This window comes from Pantanalinema rosaneae CENA516 (genome assembly GCF_050753385.1).
GTDB classification, from domain to species: Bacteria; Cyanobacteriota; Cyanobacteriia; order Leptolyngbyales; family Leptolyngbyaceae; genus Pantanalinema; species Pantanalinema rosaneae.
Genome location: NZ_JBLZFZ010000015.1, coordinates 84,779 through 103,244, shown reverse-complemented (window position 1 = coordinate 103,244; position 18,466 = coordinate 84,779). Strand labels below are relative to the sequence as shown.

Genomic DNA, 18,466 nt, shown 5'->3' with positions numbered 1-18,466 from the left:
AGAATTGCTTCCAGTTAAAAATTATTTAACAAACCTTAATACCAATTTCAGACAATTCCGTAATGCCTCAACCATAAAACGTTTCAACCAGAAAAACAATCATGGAGAAACACGAACTTTTATATATAAGTGTAATTTATATTTAAGTAAGAATCTGATTAAGTTGGTTACCAAAAAGGTTTATGATGAACGAGGTGAGAACTCGAATCGTGAGCAATCATCCATCAAGTTTGGGCTGATCTGAAACCATTGATAGCTCAGGGGTTTTAGTTAGTCAGAACAATGTTTAGGCAGATATTAGCTCGATCGAGGGTTCCATCCAAACCCAGTCAGGCTAGCAATTTCGTCCTGAACGAATGACAGTCGCCTTTGAATAAGCTTCTTTAATACCTGAAATTTGTAACTATCATTGGTCTTTATATTGCGCTGGTACTGACGACAACCGTATTCTTAGAACAGTACAGCAGAAACCCTGATAAGGCTTGAAAACTCGGCATCTCCGTCTAAATTTTCATTCCTTGTCTTTTTCATTAGTTTCACTTATGTAGGAGATTAGTCAATGCCAATTGCAGTCGGAATGATCGAGACAAGAGGTTTCCCCGCTGTGGTGGAAGCTGCCGATGCAATGGTGAAGGCGGCTCGGGTCACTCTTGTAGGTTACGAAAAGATTGGCAGCGGTCGTGTCACTGTGATTGTGCGGGGAGACGTATCTGAAGTTCAGGCTTCAGTGGCGGCAGGAATTGAATCTGCCAAGCGGGTGAATGGTGGTGAGGTGCTTTCCACTCACATCATTGCTCGTCCTCACGAAAACCTGGAGTACGTCTTGCCGATTCGCTACACCGAGGCAGTTGAACAATTCCGGTCTTAAGCGGGCTGATCTGTTGATTCACAATAGTTAAGCCACAGTTTTAGACAGAAGTTTTGGCGCGGTTATTCAAGTTTGACAAGTTGACTCAACGTTTGATTTTGGAAGGGAGTATTTAGATATGGCAATTGCAGTTGGAATGGTTGAAACTCTGGGCTTCCCGGCTGTAGTGGAAGCAGCAGATGCAATGGTGAAAGCCGCTCGCGTTACCCTGGTGGGCTACGAGAAGATTGGTAGCGGTCGCGTGACGGTGATCGTCCGGGGTGATGTATCTGAAGTTCAAGCGTCTGTTGCGGCTGGGATTGAGAGCGTCAAGCGGGTGAATGGCGGTCAAGTGCTGTCCACCCACATCATTGCTCGTCCTCACGAAAACCTGGAGTATGTTCTGCCGATTCGCTACACCGAGGCAGTAGAGCCATTCCGGGAAAGCGTCAGTGGTATTCGTCCTCTTAACCGCTCGTAACGCCTGATGCAAATTGCCAGAGTCCGTGGCACGGTTACCAGTACCCAAAAAGAGCCGAGCCTCCGAGGCAGCAAGTTTTTGGTCTTGCAGTTCATCGACGAGGATGGGCAACCCTTAGCCGGGTATGAGGTAGCTGCCGATAATGTCGGTGCAGGAATTGGAGAGTGGGTTCTGGTGAGTCGGGGCAGTGCGGCGCGTCAGGTTCCGGGGAGTGAACAACGTCCAGTGGATGCCGCCGTGATTGCCATCATCGACACAGTTGGGATTGAAAATCGCCTGCTCTATAGCAAGCGTGATCAATACTGAAGTGAATCAACGGCTTAACGATCGCTCAATTCATGTCCTGTACCTACGACGGCAAAGTGCTGCATTGCGTTTTCAGTTTGGAGAATTAATTTATGGTAGTCCGTAGTTATGCGGCTCCCCCTACTCCCTGGTCGAAAGGCCTGGCTGAACCCCAGATCCATGAAACAGCTTATGTTCACTCCTTCTCCAACCTGATTGGAGATGTCCGGATCGGTGCGAATGTGCTGATTGCTCCGGGCACTTCCATTCGGGCCGATGAAGGTCATCCTTTCTACATTGGCGAAAGCACGAATGTTCAGGATGGGGTGGTGATTCATGGCTTGGAAAAGGGTCGGGTAGCCGGTAACGACGGGGAAGCCTATTCGGTTTGGATTGGGAGCAACAGTTCGATCGCTCACATGGCATTGATTCATGGGCCAGCCTATGTGGGTGATAACTGTTTTATTGGATTTCGTTCCACGGTCTTTAATGCCAGGGTGGGAGATGGCTGCATCGTCATGATGCATTGCCTGATTGAAAATGTGGAAATACCGCCTGGGAGGTACATACCGTCTGGCTCGATCATTACGACTCAGCAACAGGCGGATCGCTTACCGGCGGCACAGGAAGCTGACGTGAAGTTTACCAGTCACGTTGTGCAAGTTAATGAAGCACTGCGATCGGGCTATCGCTGTGCGGATAATGTTGCCTGTATTGCCCCAATTCGGAATGAGCTTGATCAGTCAATACCGGCAGACCCTAGTGGGAATGGCAGTTCCCACAGTCATGCCGAACAGGGAGGGAGTATGGACGCAGATGTAGTCAGCCAGGTGCGGCAATTGCTGGCACAGGGCTATCGGATCGGAACGGAACATGCGGATGAACGTCGCTTCCAGACGAGTTCCTGGAAGAGTTGTGCGCCTATTCAAGGGAGCCGCGAATCAGATGTGTTGTCAGCACTAGATGCCTGCCTAAGTGAGCATTCTGGACATTATGTTCGCCTAATTGGCATAGACCCGAAGGCGAAAAAGCGGGTGTTAGAACGGATTATTCAACGTCCTGGCCAGAAATCGCCCCAGTTTTCGGGGAGTGCGGCATCCTCTGGATCGACCTATAGTGCCGCATCCGTTAATCATTCCAATGGACAGGTGCAGTCCAGTCATCTGAGTGGGAATGTGATTGCCCAGATCCGGAATTTACTGGCTCAAGGGGCTCGGATTGGCACTGAGCATGCCGATGAGCGTCATTTCCAGACGAGTTCCTGGAGTAGCTGTGCTCCCATCCAAGCGACCCGTGAGACGGAGGTCGTTTCGGCACTGGAAGACTGTATGGCAAACCATGCTGGTGAGTATGTGCGGTTGATTGGAATTGATACCAAAGCCAAGCGGCGGCTGTCTGAAATTATTATTCAGCGTCCCAATGGCAAGCAAGTTGTGCAGGGTGGTGGTAATCGATCGTTTGCCTCCTCGACCCCATCAACCTCTGGATCAGGTGGCTTCAGTTCGAGTAGTCGTCTGAGTCACGATGTCGTGCAGCAGGTGAGCCAGTTGATTGCTCAAGGGTGTCAATTGGGGGTGGAGTATGCCGATGAACGGCGGTTCCGAACCAGCTCCTGGACGAGTGCTCCAGCCATCCAAGCTCGCCGGGAGGCGGATGCGATCGCGGCACTAGAAACGTTCCTGAGTGAACATCCTAATGCCTATGTGCGAGTCGTTGGCATTGATGCGAAAGCCAAGCGGCGGGTGGCTGAAACCGTGATTCAACGTCCTGGGAGTAAGAATGCTGCCAGTGCGGCGAAAGCTCCAGCGAGTTCTACCCCGAGTTATGCGGCTCCTAACTATAGCAATTCTGCAACTAACGGTAGCGCCAGTTCCGCCGGTCGGTTAGATCGGGCAGTGGTTGAGCAAGTGCGTCAGCTTTTAGCTCAAGGCAACCGGATTGGAACAGAGTTTGCCGATGAACGCCGCTATAAGACCAGTTCCTGGCAAAGTGGTGCTACGATTCAATCGACCCGCGAGACGGATGTTCTCAATGCCTTAGAGGCGTTTGTAAATGAGCATCCTGGCGAGTATGTGCGGTTGATTGGAATTGATCCAAAAGCGAAGCGACGGGTGGCTGAACTGATGATTCAGCAGCCGAAGAAGCAAGCAGTTGGTCGCTAATTGTTCGGACAGTTGGGGCGCGAGCGATCGTGCCCTCTGCGTCCAAGGGGGGTTATCCATGTCCTTGCCAACACTGCAACTGCAACCGATCAGTACGTCTCACTACTATGTCAATGGAGAAGTGACGATCCAGGCAGGGGTAGCGATCGCTCCCGGAGTTTTGCTGCAAGCTGATCCAAATAGTCGGATTATTATCAAAACTGGAGCCTGTATTGGTATTGGTGCGATTCTGCACGCCCAAAACGGTGTGTTAGAGGTGGGTGAAGGTGCCAATATTGGGGCAGAAGTTCTACTGATTGGTCAAGTGACGATCGGGGCAAATGCCTGTATCGGGGCGGCAACTACGGTGTTGAATAGTATCGTTGCGTGGGGGCAAATTGTTCCACCCGGTTCACTGATTGGGGATACGAGTCGGAGTCCAGAAGGGGAATTAGCCGCAGAACCCTTGCAGGTCACGGATACCGTCACCTATCCAGAGCCCGCAACTCCTGGGGTAACACCTCCTGCTGCGGAACCGCCGGGGGCGATCGAACCCCTGAATGACTCACAAGCCACCCAAAACCCTGGGATGAATGTTTACGGTCAGGTTTATGTGAACCAGATGTTGGTGAAACTATTTCCGCATCGTCAGTCGCCGAATCCCTCTATACCATCTAGAGATCGTCCAACCACCGACGATCCCTGGGAGGATTAGATCAGCCTTCAGCTAGATGCGATCGGAGAATATTCCTAATGGCTAACAGCGAATTGCGAATAGCGATTAGGATAGGAGTACCGACCGAAGCCAGCGTTTTTAATGAATTTGCATGAGCCGACGAGAAGACTTTACAGATACTGCCCTGGGTTTAGTTTCTGCTCAGAGCTTTCCGGCGATCGTCGGCATTGCCGACCACATGCTGAAATCATCAGGAGTCACCCTGGTAGGCTATGAAAAGATTGGGGGTGGGCACTGTACGGCGATCGTGCGGGGTTCTGTAGCCGATGTTCGGCTGGCGGTACAGGAAGGGGCGGAACGGGCACAGCAATTTGGACAAGAGTTATCCACACTGGTGCTACCGCGACCCATGCCTAATTTGGAAGTGGTGTTACCGATCGGCAATCGGTTGGCACAACTGGCATCAGGTCGGGGACACAGTAAATTAAGTAATCAGGCAGTAGGGTTGCTAGAAACTCGCGGGTTTCCGGCAATGGTAGGGGCTGCTGATGCCATGCTGAAATCAGCAGATGTGGTCTTGGCGGCCTACGAAACGATCGGGGCGGGGCTATGTACGGCGATCGTCCGAGGTACCGTGGCAAATGTGGCGATGGCGTTAGATATTGGCATGGTGGAAGCCGAGCGGATTGGCGAACTGCATGCTGTGATGTTAGTGCCGCGTCCTCTGGAAGATCTGGATCAAACGCTGCCGTTAGCGAGTTGCTGGATTGAGGAACTGCAACCGTTACGCCTGCCTATTGCGGTGAAGGAAACCGAAAAAGAATTGGTGGCTTTGCCTGAACTGAAACAGGAGCGCCAACCATTAGCCATTTCTGAAGCTGAGCCTGAGCGGCTGGAATTGCCAGCTACCTTGCAATCTCTGGCGACTGAGCCACCCCGAGAATTAGCGGACGCGATCGAGATTGAAGTGCCAGATTCCGATCGGTCGATGGCGGCTCGTCCAGAGGGAGAGTCATGATTCGCCGTTAAGCCAGCGTTTCAGGGCAATAGCCTAAGCCCTGCACGAACTGGTTGCGAAATTCTTCCACCTCAACGCGATCGGGACCGCCATGGGAGACGACGGCGACCTGATAACGCTGCATCACATCTACGGGGGATTGTCCAGTTTCCAGGCTCCAAAGCGCCATTTGTACCCGAATGCCTGGCTCGTAGGGAATGCCTAATTCATTCATGAAGGCGCGAAAATTCCCATGATCGTAGGGATCGAGATATTGGTTCATTTTCACTTTGACAATCCAACCATCGATTTGGTGAATTACGGTAATGAAGCGAACCGGAAGTTTGCTATCCAGCAGAAACTCGATCACTCGCAGGGTCAGACTGGTATTGGCGATGTAGTAGAGATAGTCCATAACGGCCCGCCCAATTCGGCAAATACTTACACTTCTATAATTCCTCAGTACAACCCCGGATTAGTAGGGGAAAAGCCCGTGAGTAATGGCGGGATCTTCCCCAATTCATGCGTAAACTAAGTGAAGCTTCGTTGTCATGGAGTGATTAGGTGGCTGATTCAAACAAAACAGCCCGCTCTTTAGCGGGGATTGCCGGGATTGTTGCGATCGCAACGTTAATTAGTAAACTGTTTGGCTTAGTCCGGCAGCAGGCGATCGCGGCAGCCTTTGGGGTCGGTCCCGCCTTTGGCGCGTATAACTTTGCCTATGTCATCCCTGGTTTTTTACTGATTCTCCTGGGTGGCATTAATGGGCCCTTCCATAGTGCGATCGTCAGTGTCCTGGCAAAGCGAGATCGCAAGGAAGTGGCTGCGATCGTGGAAACCATTACCACACTGGTTGTAGGCATTTTGTTGGTGGTGATGGTGGGTTTAATTCTGTTTGCTGAACCCCTGATGCATTTGGTTGCCCCAGGATTATTTATTAGTCCTGAACAAGCGGCGGCTACGGGTATATCTACTGAAACCTGGCAAACGATGCAGCAGACAAAGGATATTGCCATCCAGCAGTTCAAAATTATGGCACCAATGGCGGTGCTGGCAGGCTTGATCGGCATTGGCTTTGGCAGTTTGAATGCTGCCGATCAGTATTGGTTGCCCTCCATTAGTCCGTTGTTTTCCAGCATTACCGTGTTACTGGGGTTGGGCGGATTAGCCTTTTACCTGGGCGATCGCATGATTTTGCCCGAATATGCCGCTCTGGGGGGAGCTGTACTCGCCTGGACAACTCTGGCAGGAGCCTTATTGCAGTGGTTAGTGCAGGTACCTGTGCAATGGCGATCGGGCTTAGGCAAATTGCGACTACGCTTCGATTTCGCTAAACCCGAAGTGCGGGAGGTGCTCAACATCATGGGCCCTGCCACCTTTTCCTCCGGCATGTTGCAAATTAATGTCTGGACAGATTTATTCTTTGCCTCCTTTATCCCTAATGCTGCCGCTGCTGTCTCTGCGATGGGCTATGCCGGATTATTGATTCAAACCCCGTTGGGAATTCTGTCCAATATGATTTTGGTGCCGTTGATGCCGCTGTTTTCCCGGCTGGCAGCGCCAGAACATTGGCCAGAATTAAAACAACGTATTCGGCAGGGGCTGCTGATGACGGCTGTCACGATGCTGCCCCTGAGTGCCCTGATGATTGTCTTGGCGCTGCCCATATCGCGGGTGGTGTATGAGCGGTATGCCTTTAAACTAGAGGACTCCTATCTGACGGCGGCGGTACTGGTGGCGTATGCCGTAGGGATGTTTGTTTACCTGGGGCGAGATGTGCTGGTGCGGGTATTTTATGCCTTAGGCGACGGTGATACCCCGTTCCGAATCAGTGTGGTCAACATTTTCTTAAATGCTCTACTTGATTTTCTGCTGGTAAAACCGTTCGGTGCGCCCGGTCTGGTATTGGCAACGGTAGGTGTGAATTTAGTATCACTGGTAGTAATGTTGTGGATTCTGAATCGTCGCCTGCATGGGCTACCACTACGGGAGTGGGCAGTTCCAGTTTTAGGGTTGACGTTGGGTAGCGCGATCGCGGGAGTCGCCTGTTGGGGAGCCCTGTGGGGGACACAACTTCTGTGGGGCACAGAGGGGTTATTGATTCAACTGGCACAACTAGCGATCGCCAGTGCAGTGGGTTTAGGGGTATTTGCGATCATTGCAGCGCAATTGAAACTGCCAGAAGTGACCTTGTTTGTCGATCGAGTACGGCAGAAGTTGTTCCGGGGGCGGGGGGCTACGTGATTCACTTACTTGTACCCGATAGCCCAAAGATTAAACTCAACGGTAGAGGTTTCAATCCGTTGGAATCCGGCGGTTGCCAAATGTTGTCGTAACGTTTCTGCTGTAAATCCGGTGCGATGCGCCATATAGACATTGCCATCGGCGATCGCATCTCTATACCCGTAGAGGATATCTACCGCCGCGATTGGCACTCCATGCATGGCACAGAGCGGTTCTTCTAAACTGCCCTGGGCTACCTGTGCCGCTACCTGTTGCAGATCGGGCAAAGTAATCAATGCCAAGCCACCGGGTTTTAAGACCCGATAGAACTCGGCGAGTGCTAGAGGTACTTCATGGGCGTATAAATGTTCCAGGTTGTGGGACGAGTAAACCGCCTCAAAGGAGGCATCACGGATCATTGGCATGTGGGTGATCGAACTGACGATATCCGGTTTAACCTGAGGATCGATGTCTAATCGCACCTCCTGCCACTCTGGAGGGCGCAGCGCCACAGGTAACGCCAAAGGATGGTAAACCCCACATCCCACATGCAACACCTGTTTTACCGCCATTCTGGATGGGGTCAATGGCCATTGTAGGCAGGATTGTGGCTGTGTGGCTTGTCCGACGGTGACGTTGGGGAGAAGCTGGTGGTCTGCTGCGGGTGGTCTTGCCGCGATCGTCGTTGCTCCTAGAACCTGGGAGGCTGGCTGGGAGATGTTCTCAGTCCGATGGGTATCCCAACTCAAGAGCATTACTTCTTGCCAGAGCCCGTTATTCGCTACGGTTGACCGCTCTAGCGCTACGGCGGTTTGCGGATAAAGGCTGAGGAAATCCTGGCTGGCCTGTTGCACCAGACTGGAATCAGGTTCTGCCAAAATGATCAGTGCTCGATCGGCCAGAAACGGCTGTACCCGCAATAGCCCCAAGAGTTGCGATCGATAATCGGGTTGGCTGTGAGCGAAATAAAGACCAATCCGGTTCTCTAACCGACTTGCCTGCAAACTGTGTAAGAAAACTTCTAAGCCCTGATCAGAGACTAAAACCTGATCCTGTAGCTCAAATTGACTCAGGTGATCGATGACTGAGGTCGAGAGGTTTTCTTCGGATCGGCTAACGATCGCATACGCCATGCGATCGGGGTGATTGATGAATGCGGCGACTAAATTTGCCCCCGTCGAGCAACCGACCTCACAGTAGACTTCACCGGCTTCCAGGTAGTCGATCGCCGTATGCAGTAATTGCATAATTTCCAGCGTTGTCCTGCCGCCCGTTTGCTCCAAGATATCCTGAAACTGGAGCAATATTGGACTGTCATCCTGTATTGCACCCTGTTGAGCCAGCGTTGGCAGTTGGGCAATCAATCCTGGAATGTCCATAACATCATAAGGTTAGACAACAGCAAAATATTGGTTACTCTGCTGATCTTGCCTGACTCTCAACTATGTGATTAATGATGCTGAACGGGACAGACGGGGCTCGAACCCGCAACTTCCGCCGTGACAGGGCGGTGCTCTAACCAATTGAACTACTGTCCCAGGTATTTGCTTGTTTTGGTGCGTGTCGCTGTGTTTTTGACACGAATTCTATTCTTGCAAGTATTTGCGAATTTGTCAAACATGATTTGGATTTTTCTCAACCGTCCGGGTTGTTGCCTGATTATCAACCGACCTTCGTGAACCGATGTGTAGCCAAAACTCCGGGCAGGCTCACTTTGTGATAAGTTCCAGCCAATGTCGAGGTCTGAATCAACGGGAATGAATATTCGGGATGCCGGGTTAGCGGACTTGCCAGCGATCGTCAACATTTACAATTCCACGATCGCCAGCCGGATGGTGACTGCTGATATAGAGCCAATTTCAGTCGAAAGCCGACTGCCCTGGTTCCAGGCTCATACACCGGAGCGACGACCATTATGGGTACTAGAAATTGACCAGGAGATTGCCGGTTGGCTAGGGTTTCAGTCGTTTTATTCCAGTCGAGCGGCTTACCATGCCACGGTGGAACTGAGTATTTACATCGCCGCAAATTACCGTCGTCAAGGAGTCGGACGGCAGTTGTTACAACAGGCGATCGCCCAAAGTCCCAACCTGGGGATCAAAACCTTAATTGGAGTGATCTTTGCCCATAATCACCCTAGTCTGCGCTTATTTGAGCAATTTGGATTTACCCAATGGGGCTACTTACCGCAAATCGCCGAATTCGCTGAAATTGGTCTGTGTGATGTAGTGATTTTGGGACGCAAAGTTTAGGAGAAATGAAGAAGATGGTGTTGGCAACCGTGAGTCTGCTTCCCCATCTCTCCATTTTCCCCTCGCCCTAATCTACTGAACTACCCAGTCACCCAGTTCACCAATGTCCGAACCGCAAACCCCGTCGCTCCAGTGCTGTTGTAGCCGTTTTCTTTATCTGTCCAGACTGGACCAGCAATGTCTAAATGCGCCCAGGGGGTGTCTTTGACAAACTGCTTCAGAAACAGGGCGGCGGTGATGGCACCACCGGGTCGAGGTCCGGTATTTTTCATATCTGCCACGACTGATTTCATGCCTTCAAAGTATTTCTCTTCCATCGGCATCCGCCAGAGTTTTTCCCCTGCCAGATCTGCCGCTTGATTCAGTTGTTGGGCGATCGCATCGTCGGGACTCCACAACCCAGCAATATCGTCGCCCAAGGCAATCACACAGGCTCCCGTTAAGGTGGCTAAATCGACGATCGCATCTACCCCTAATTTGTCGGCAAACACAAGCGCATCGGCTAAGGTCAGGCGACCCTCAGCATCGGTATTGTTAATCTCGATCGTTTTGCCGTTAGAAGCCGTCAGGATATCACCGGGATGCATGGCATGACCACTGATCATGTTTTCGGTGGCAGCGGAGATGAAGTGAACTTCCATATCAGGTTTCAGTTGGGCGATCGCTTTTGCCGCTCCCAAGGTGGCTCCGGCACCGCCCATATCGGTTTTCATCATTTCGATGCCGCTGCCTGCCCCTTTAATGTTTAGACCACCGGAGTCAAAGGTTAACCCCTTACCGATGATGGCTAACTTACGGCGGGGTGTGCCCTCGGGTTTGTAGGTCAGGTGGATAAATTTGGGAGGGAGATCGGAGGCTTGGGCAACGCCGAGAAATGCGCCCATTCCGAGCCGCTCACACTCTTCCCGTTCCAGAATTTCTAGCTCTAAACCATGATCTTGAGCGATCGCGGTGGCGGTGTCTGCCAGAGTAATGGGAGTGACGATATTGGCTGGGGCGGCGACAAGTTCCCGCGCCAGAATTACCCCTGAACAAATCTGTTTTGCCCGCTCGATCGCGGCTGCCTGGTCGGCAAACCCAAGCAGATCCACCTGTTCTACCTTGCTCACTTTATCCTCGGCATCGGATTTGAAGCGGTTGTCTTGATACAAAGCGAGTTCTACCCCTTCCGCGATCGCTTGGGCACTGAGTGCTGCATTGTGATTCCAGGCTGGCAGGCTGATTCCTAGAGTTTTACATTTCTCTTTCTTGGCTAACCGAGCACTAGCAGCACCTGCCCGTCGCAGACTATCGAGCTTGAAGCTATCTGGTTTGCCCAGTCCGATCACCATAACCTTACGAATGGCACTGCCACTGCCAACTCGGGCGGCGGCAGTGCTGCCTTCTTTCCCTTTGAATTCCACTTCGGCAATCAATTCTTTCAACGTGCCAAATAGTTTTTCATCTAATGCCGCCAGATCTCCGGTTAGCTCGACCTGTTCCTCAAAAAAGCCGATCGCTAATGCATCTCCAGACCAGTCCAGGTAGGCGGTATCCGTTACTCGCAAATCCATTCAGGCTGTCCTCAAAATTCCTGTGTCCTGACTTCCAGTATTGATCAAAACGATAGATGGCGTGTGGAGCAGGGGGAGATGAATCGATGGGAATGCGTTCTGACATAAAGCCAGGTTGAAACGCTGGTTCAAGATTATTTACTCAGAACGAATAAATCCTGAGGTTGTTATCTCTAGTTAAATAAATTTATCTACTCAAAAATATTAAGCAGGGCTAAAGTCAGGCAAACTGTATCCTGCTTCCCTCTCCAGGTTGGCTGAAAAATGTTAAAACGGTTTGAGGTTCTTCCGTTGGATAGAGGGCGATGCAGCAACAACGTCAGAAACAAACTTATCGCTTCATCAAACTTGGATTAGTGACGGTGTTGATTGGTGGGGTATCCGCTGGAGCCTTAAACCGTTGGCAGCGTCCTGAAGAGCAAACTCAACCTACGTTTGAGCTTCCTCAGCCGGATCAGGTTCAGGTGCGGCAAATCAATGCCTTGAAATCTTTACCGCCGACGCAACGGACTGAAAAGTTGCAGGCGATCGCGCAACAAAAACCAAAAGCCTCGATAGACCAAAACCGCGCCCGTTATCTTCTGGCTAGCGATCTGCTCCAACAACAACAGCCACAGCAAGCCCTGAAACAGCTGGATGGCTTAGAAGCTGATTACCCAATGCTGGCTCCCTATGTGTTGCGGCAACGGGCACAGGCCTATACCCAGAAGGGAGAGCAAGCGCAAGCCCAGACCACCTGGAAAGCCTTATTAGAGCAGCATCCTCAAGCCCCGGTCACTGCCGAAGCGTTGTATGCGTTAGGTCGGAATGAACCGAAGTATTGGGATCAGGCGATCGCGCAATTTCCTGCCCACCCTCGGACGATCGAGATTGTCCAACAGCGACTCAAACAGAATCCCAAGCAACCCCAACTATTATTACTCGTAGCAAAGCATGGGCTGCATGTAGATAACTATGTCAGCATTCTAAATCGGTTATCCGAGGACTATGCCAGCCAACTGACTCCGGCAGACTGGGAGGCGATCGCCTTTGGCTACTGGGAGAAACAGGCGTATGGTAAAGCTGGTCTGGCGTATGCCCGGGCACCGTTTACTCCCCGCAACGCCTATCGGATTGGTCGGGGGCTACAACTGGGAGAAAAACCAGGGGCAGTGGATGCCTACAAACGGCTGGTGAATGCGTTCCCGGATGCCAGCGAAACCTCTTTGGGGTTACTGCGGCTGTCTCGCTTGACCAGTGCGCCGGAAGCGATCGGCTATCTGGATCAAATGATCAATCGCTTTCCCGATCGGGCGGGGGAGGCGTTGCTAGAAAAATCGAAATTACTGGATCAGTTAAATAGTCGAGAATCCGCTGCCCAAATCCGCCAACTGCTGTTATCCCAGCATGGCAATTCCGATGCTGCTGCCGAATTGCGCTGGACATTGGCTCGGGAACGCGCCGCCGCCAAGGATATTCAGACCGCTTGGAAATGGGCAGCCCCGATCCTGACCAATAATCCTACGAGTGAACAGGCTCCAGAAGCCGGATTCTGGGTGGGCAAGTGGGCAAACGAACTGGGGAAACCGGAGGATGCTAAACAAGCCTTTGAGTATGTGCTGACACGGTATCCATCGTCCTACTACGCGTGGCGATCGGCTTCGATGTTGGGCTGGGAGGTCGGTGACTTTACCAGTGTGCGCCAGTTGCAACCGGAAGTGATTCGTCCTGCGGCTCGTCCGGAGTTACCCGTGGGGTCGGAAACCTTGCGGGAACTGTATCAACTGGGTCAAGACCAGGATGCCTGGACGCTATGGCAAACGGAATTTCAGACTCAGATGGAACCGACGGTTGCCCAGCAATTCACGGATGGTGTCCTGCGGCTCGGGGTCGGTGACTACCTGGATGGCATCTTCATGGTGTCGTACTTGAGCGAACGGGAAAAACCAGAGGAGAAAACTCAATATCAGGAGTTACAGCAGCAAGTTAGCTATTGGCAGGCGTTGTATCCGTTCCCCTATCTAGAGTCGATCGAAAATTGGTCGCAGGAACGACAGTTAAATCCCCTTTTAGTGACCGCCTTAATTCGGCAAGAATCGCGGTTTATGCCCGGAATTCGATCGTCGGTAGGGGCAACTGGTTTGATGCAGGTGATGCCGGATACGGCGATGTGGGTGGCGGAAAAGATCCAGTTGAAGCAATACCAACTGAATGATCCCGATGACAACATTAAGCTGGGCACCTGGTATCTGGATTACACCCATGCCGAATATGCTGGTAACTCTATGCTGGCGGTTGCCAGTTACAATGCTGGACCCGGTGCTGTTGCGGGTTGGGTGACGAAGAAAGGCATTGCTGATCCAGATGAATTTGTGGAAGCGATTCCCTATAACGAAACGCGGGGTTATGTGAAATCCGTGTTTGAAAACTACTGGAACTATCTGCGGCTATATAACCCAACGATTTCCCAGAAATTAGCTCAGGTGTCTGCCCAACATCCGAAACCTGTTCAGTGAGGTCAGGGAGAAATTCTTCTAGGATAAAAGGGTTCAGGTTAATAGCATGGTGAAAGCATGACTGCCAGCGATATCACCGCGATCGCGCCCCAAACTCCCACCTCTTCTGCTCCTGCGGAACCGATTTATCCGGCGAGTGATGGTGAACCTGTGGCGGAGACCTACGATCATCTGTATGCCCTGCTGACCACCTTAGAGGTGTTAAGACAATATCTGAAAGGGCAACGCGCTACTGTTCTGGCGAACCAATTTCTCTACTATGCTCAAGGGTTGCCGAAGTTGCGGGTGGCTCCCGATGTCATGGTCATTTTTGACGTGGAGCCAGGTGGTTGGGACAGCTACAAAATTTGGGAAGAGGGGCAGGTTCCTCGCGTCATTTTTGAGTTTACGTCTCAAAGCACTCGCTTACACGACATCAGCTTTAAAAAAGAACTGTATGCCCAACTGGAGGTGCAGGAATATTGGTTGTTTGACCCCAAAGGCGAATGGTTAGAGAACCAATTGCAAGGCTATTACTTACCAAAAACGAGCTAAAGCCCCTGAGTTCAGGCATGGGGATGTAAGCGATTCGCGGCTTTAGCCGCCTAATGTAAGTAACAAAGCGGCTTCTGTGGCTTTCCCGGATTAGATAGCTCACTGCTGTATAATGAAGCATGAGCAAATTCAAGTCAAACCATAACGTTGTTTATTCCTGCAAATATCACGTTGTCTGGTGCCCTAAGTATCGACGCAAAGTTTTAGTCAATGGGGTAGAGGTTCGGCTTAAAGAACTGCTTCAAGAGATTTGTGCCGAATTCACGTCAGAGTTGATTGAAATGGAGGTAATGCCTGATCACGTTCATTTATTGGTTGAGGTAAACCCACAATTCGGGATTGCTAAGCTGATTCGATACCTGAAAGGTAGAACATCACGCATTTTAAGACAGGAATTTCCTTGGTTAAAATCTCGACTACCTACACTGTGGACTAATAGCTATTTCGTCTCGACTGTTGGCGGTGCGCCCATTTCAGTCATTAAGCAGTACATCGAAAATCAAAAAAATGTCTAGCTTTGGATGCCAGCAAATTCTAATTAGTTCAGACTCAGAGCTTCGAGCAATTCTTGAGTTTATTTGTGGTGAGTCGGCAAAACTGAGTAACTGTGGCAACTATCTATCCCGACAGTTGTATTTCAAGACTGGTAAGGCTCCCAGTAAGTTTGACTTGCATCGTGAAATGAGTCGCAATCCTCACTTTCAGGCGTTGCACTCCCAGGTCGCACAACAATGTCTGACCACTGTTGCAGAGTCCTTTAAGTCTTTCTTTGGACTACTGAAAGTTGTCAAAAATGGCAAGGTAGACCAAAGGCCAAAATTGCCGGGATACCGGAAAGGTGGGTTGAACTTAGTCACGTTCCCTGGTCAAGCAGTCAAATTGAAGTCTGAAGGGTTGCGTTTTCCGCTTGGCAGTAAAGTTAAAGCGTGGTTTGGAATAGATGCGTTCTATCTGCCAATGCCATCCAACCTTGAATACAAATCAATTCGGGAATATCGAATCCTCCCTCGCAATGGGCAGTTCTATTTAGAACTCGTCTACAAGCTACCTACAGTGGAAGCTGAGGTTGATTTTGACAAGGTGTTAGGCATTGACCCAGGGCTGGATAACTGGCTAACCTGCGTCTCTAATATTGGGACAAGCTTCATTGTTGATGGGCTGCACTTAAAAAGCTTGAACCAGTGGTACAACAAACGAGTATCTGTCCTGAAAGAAAATCAGCCCCAAGGCTTTTGGAGTCAGCAATTAGCTGGCATCACAGAAAAACGGAATCGACAAATCAGGGATGCTGTAAATAAAGCGGCTCGACTCGTTTTGAATCATTGTTTGGAACATGGAATTGGCACAGTTGTTTTTGGCTGGAATAAGGGACAACGGCAAGAAATAAACCTTGGCAGCAAAACTAATCAGAAGTTTGTCCAGATTCCAACGGGCAGGCTGAAAGATAGGATTGCTCAACTTTGCCAGCAATACGGTCTGAAGTTTGTTGAGACAGAGGAGAGCTACACTAGCAAGGCAAGTTTTCTGGATTCGGATGAGCTACCTACATTTGGCGAAAAACCCGAAGGGTGGCAAGAATCAGGGAAGCGTGTCCAGCGTGGTTTATATTGTTCTGCTGATGGCACAAAAATAAATGCTGACTGCAATGGAGCAGGCAACATTCTTAGAAAAGTAGCGGCAAAACTCAGACTAGATCTGAGTGGAGTCAGTAGGGGTGCTTTGATTGCGCCTTTGAGAATCCGTTTGTGGGTTGCTCAAGAATCCCCGTCCCTTTAGGGCTGGGGAGTATCAAAAGGTGAAACCTATATTCCAGCGTTAGAATGCCGCAGTGCAGCGTTGCAGTTGCGCTTAGAGGTAGACGGTAAACTGCTAATGTTTTACCGAGAGGATACTGGGGAAAAATTACTGCTACCCGATGAGTTGGCAGAAACGTTACAAGTAGAAATCCAGCGACGGATAGCGGCTGAGGCTGAGGCAGAACAGGAACGGCAACGAGCGGAACAGGAACAGCAACGATCGCAGGAACTAGAAGCCCTACTAGCCCGGTATCAAGCGCAATTTGGTGAGCTACCCGACGCAGAGTAAGGGACTCATTTAAGTCTCCAGGCTAAACGACTCTGGATCTACATCCCAGTTCGCCCAACGGATAGCATCCTTGGCACTGGTTAAATCTGGCGGAACCCGGAGGACATGAATGGCGGCGGTGCTGGGGCAGGTCATTTTTAATAAATGAATCGGTTCAATATCAGCATCGGCATCAATTTTGAGTAAGGTATATTCGCGCCAAGAGTCGAGGGCGATCGCCTGAAGTTCCTGACAAATTCGCCCATAGCCAATGCCTTGAATTAAGACGCGACGCAGTTCGGCATTAGGTTCTTCTAGTAACCAGGTGGACTGCCATTGATGGGGATGAATACTGCCATAGTTGGCTGGAAGGATCGTGCCATGATGGGCATAGACTTGGAAGCCATCTCGGTACTCGATCGCCGCCTCTCCCTCACCATGCAAGTGCTGTTCTGGATCTAAAGATAGGTGATTGGGACGATCGCAAACCACACAAACATCGGCAAACGGCATGATCCAACCACAGGTTTCAAATAACTGATTGAGACAGTTAAGTCCCTGGGTGGCTTCAGGCGATAGAGTGCTGCCTAACTCAGTGGTGAGGTACTCCAAACTGCTAATCAGTTGCATTAGAACCCCAGAGGTGATCGCTATCTTGGTGCAGTAAGCGACGAACTGTAACCAGGCTTTGGGGTCTTGCTGGTCATAGGATTGATGAATTTGTCGTCGTTGGGCGAATTGCAGGTCTGCCTCGGGTCGGAATTGCATTTGCTCCAGCACATAGTTCCAGAGGGCTGGACTGAGGGAAGCGGGTTGAATCCGCTGTTCTAACTGGAGATCCATCTGAGGTAACAAATGCGATCGCGCAAATAACTCGTTCATACCTGCCCAGGGACTACTGCACACGATCACCGTTGGTTCTTTGCAATCGCATAAGGCATACAAGGCTTTGACGGCTGCGATCGCCGTATCGGCTTGAATCGGCTGGGTAGACAGAGTTTGCCAACGTTCGATCAACTGATCTGACACACCTAACGTTGGCAGGGGATTGTTAGGGCAATTCAGGATGGTTAAATTTGACAGCGATCGCAAAGGACTGAGATCCCGAATCTGATTGTAATAACAGTTGAGATTAGCGAGGTTGTGAAGATCTGCTAGTGGGCTTAAGTCCCTGATCTGGTTGTAACCCAGGTTAAGAATGGTGAGCTGGTTGAGCGATCGTAGAGGACTGAGATCGGTAATGGCATTGCTGCTGAGATCTAACCGCACCAGCTTAGTGAGGAATTCCAGGGGTGTTAAATCTGATAACTGACTTTCAGGGACAGACAACCACGTTAAGTTGGTCAGATGTTGCAATGGGCTGAAATCGGCAATCTGATTTTTACCTAAGTCGAGCCGACTGAGATTGATTAAGGGTTGTAGAGGACTGAGATCGGTAACAGGTGTGTGGTAAAGGTTGAGATAAGTCAGATTGGTCAGCGATCGCAATGGACTTAAATCCTGTACCTGAGTGTGATTTAAAGTCAACTGAGTCAGCCGGGTCAGAGCCGCAAGGGGCGTAATGTCAGTTAGGTGGTTACATTCCAGTTTCAGTGATGTCAGGTTTGGGCAGGCGACTAACTCTTCCAAATGCTCAATCTGCTGACACCGGATCATCAGATGAGTCAGGTTAGGCAGGGTCTTTAACGGAGTGACATCAACGATATCAAAGTCCAAACTAACGTTGGTATGCCCTGCAAGTTGGCGTTCGGCTTCATGGCAATCCGGTTTGCCTGCTCGTTTCAATAATGCCTGCACTGTATTCTGTGCCGCTGCCGAAAGTTCGTCGCAGTGGTGACACCAGTCGGCAAAGGTGGTTAACCGGGGTATCTGGCTCGATCGCAATTCAGACATGGTTTACCAGAAGACTACAGAACTC

At 50.6% G+C, this 18,466-nt stretch carries 17 protein-coding genes and 1 tRNA gene; 13 read left to right on the top strand and 5 right to left on the bottom strand.

Annotated features, from left to right (window positions below):
• Positions 1–559: 559 nt before the first annotated feature.
• From ACN4EK_RS11300 to ACN4EK_RS11275, 6 genes are all read left to right on the top strand, one after another.
• Positions 560–868 carry a carbon dioxide-concentrating mechanism protein CcmK gene (locus ACN4EK_RS11300; protein WP_431657974.1) on the top strand — a complete coding sequence of 103 codons (309 nt, stop codon included), beginning with the start codon at positions 560–562 and terminating at the stop codon, positions 866–868.
• 118 nt (positions 869–986) lie between these two features.
• Complete coding sequence (locus tag ACN4EK_RS11295) at positions 987–1,328, top strand: carbon dioxide-concentrating mechanism protein CcmK (RefSeq protein WP_431657973.1); 342 nt, start codon at positions 987–989, stop codon at positions 1,326–1,328.
• Between the two features lie 6 nt (positions 1,329–1,334).
• Positions 1,335–1,634, top strand: coding sequence for a EutN/CcmL family microcompartment protein (locus ACN4EK_RS11290; protein WP_431657972.1), 300 nt, complete (start codon positions 1,335–1,337; stop codon positions 1,632–1,634).
• A gap of 92 nt (positions 1,635–1,726) precedes the next feature.
• Positions 1,727–3,775, top strand: coding sequence for a ribulose bisphosphate carboxylase small subunit (locus tag ACN4EK_RS11285; protein WP_431657971.1), 2,049 nt, complete (start codon positions 1,727–1,729; stop codon positions 3,773–3,775).
• A 58-nt stretch (positions 3,776–3,833) separates the two neighbouring features.
• Entirely contained in the window at positions 3,834–4,469 is a 636-nt protein-coding gene (locus tag ACN4EK_RS11280; RefSeq protein ID WP_431657970.1) for an LbetaH domain-containing protein, read from the top strand.
• Positions 4,470–4,581: 112 nt separating this feature from the next.
• The gene (locus tag ACN4EK_RS11275) at positions 4,582–5,448 is read left to right on the top strand and encodes a carbon dioxide-concentrating mechanism protein (protein WP_431657969.1); all 867 of its coding nucleotides are present in this window, start codon (positions 4,582–4,584) and stop codon (positions 5,446–5,448) included.
• A gap of 7 nt (positions 5,449–5,455) precedes the next feature.
• Here ACN4EK_RS11275 and ACN4EK_RS11270 read toward each other — a convergent pair whose 3' ends face one another.
• Positions 5,456–5,842 (bottom strand): hypothetical protein, encoded by a 387-nt coding sequence (locus tag ACN4EK_RS11270; RefSeq protein ID WP_431657968.1) that lies wholly within the window; start codon positions 5,840–5,842, stop codon positions 5,456–5,458.
• 149 nt (positions 5,843–5,991) lie between these two features.
• On the opposite strand from ACN4EK_RS11270, the gene murJ reads away from it, so the two are divergent.
• Positions 5,992–7,671, top strand: a complete 1,680-nt coding sequence (murJ, locus tag ACN4EK_RS11265) for a murein biosynthesis integral membrane protein MurJ (RefSeq protein ID WP_431657967.1) — start codon at positions 5,992–5,994, stop codon at positions 7,669–7,671.
• A gap of 5 nt (positions 7,672–7,676) precedes the next feature.
• Here murJ and ACN4EK_RS11260 read toward each other — a convergent pair whose 3' ends face one another.
• Positions 7,677–9,029, bottom strand: a complete 1,353-nt coding sequence (locus tag ACN4EK_RS11260; RefSeq protein WP_431657966.1) for a class I SAM-dependent methyltransferase — start codon at positions 9,027–9,029, stop codon at positions 7,677–7,679.
• Positions 9,030–9,114: 85 nt separating this feature from the next.
• Positions 9,115–9,188, bottom strand: a tRNA-Asp gene (locus ACN4EK_RS11255).
• Positions 9,189–9,383: 195 nt separating this feature from the next.
• Here ACN4EK_RS11255 and ACN4EK_RS11250 point away from each other — a divergent pair.
• The gene (locus tag ACN4EK_RS11250) at positions 9,384–9,902 is read left to right on the top strand and encodes a GNAT family N-acetyltransferase (protein ID WP_431657965.1); all 519 of its coding nucleotides are present in this window, start codon (positions 9,384–9,386) and stop codon (positions 9,900–9,902) included.
• 80 nt (positions 9,903–9,982) lie between these two features.
• On the opposite strand, the gene ACN4EK_RS11245 is transcribed toward ACN4EK_RS11250, so the two are convergent.
• The gene (locus ACN4EK_RS11245) at positions 9,983–11,455 is read right to left on the bottom strand and encodes a leucyl aminopeptidase (RefSeq protein ID WP_431657964.1); all 1,473 of its coding nucleotides are present in this window, start codon (positions 11,453–11,455) and stop codon (positions 9,983–9,985) included.
• A gap of 305 nt (positions 11,456–11,760) precedes the next feature.
• Between ACN4EK_RS11245 and ACN4EK_RS11240 the strand changes: the two genes are divergently transcribed.
• The 5 genes from ACN4EK_RS11240 (at position 11,761) to ACN4EK_RS11220 (ending at position 16,569) form a co-directional block, all read left to right on the top strand.
• Positions 11,761–13,950 carry a lytic transglycosylase domain-containing protein gene (locus ACN4EK_RS11240; protein ID WP_431657963.1) on the top strand — a complete coding sequence of 730 codons (2,190 nt, stop codon included), beginning with the start codon at positions 11,761–11,763 and terminating at the stop codon, positions 13,948–13,950.
• A gap of 57 nt (positions 13,951–14,007) precedes the next feature.
• On the top strand, positions 14,008–14,484 hold the full coding sequence (locus tag ACN4EK_RS11235) for a Uma2 family endonuclease (RefSeq protein ID WP_431657962.1): 477 nt from the start codon (positions 14,008–14,010) through the stop codon (positions 14,482–14,484).
• 119 nt (positions 14,485–14,603) lie between these two features.
• Positions 14,604–14,999 (top strand): IS200/IS605 family transposase, encoded by a 396-nt coding sequence (gene tnpA / locus ACN4EK_RS11230; protein ID WP_431657961.1) that lies wholly within the window; start codon positions 14,604–14,606, stop codon positions 14,997–14,999.
• Positions 14,992–16,260, top strand: a complete 1,269-nt coding sequence (locus tag ACN4EK_RS11225; protein ID WP_431657960.1) for an RNA-guided endonuclease InsQ/TnpB family protein — start codon at positions 14,992–14,994, stop codon at positions 16,258–16,260. Before tnpA ends, ACN4EK_RS11225 begins: the two co-directional genes overlap by 8 nt.
• Before the next feature lie 60 nt (positions 16,261–16,320).
• Positions 16,321–16,569: a hypothetical protein gene (locus ACN4EK_RS11220; protein WP_431657959.1), complete on the top strand. Its 249-nt coding sequence runs from the start codon at positions 16,321–16,323 to the stop codon at positions 16,567–16,569.
• Positions 16,570–16,578: 9 nt separating this feature from the next.
• Here the strand turns inward: ACN4EK_RS11220 and ACN4EK_RS11215 are convergent, their stop codons facing one another.
• Positions 16,579–18,441, bottom strand: coding sequence for a leucine-rich repeat domain-containing protein (locus ACN4EK_RS11215; protein ID WP_431657958.1), 1,863 nt, complete (start codon positions 18,439–18,441; stop codon positions 16,579–16,581).
• Between the last annotated feature and the right edge of the window lie 25 nt (positions 18,442–18,466).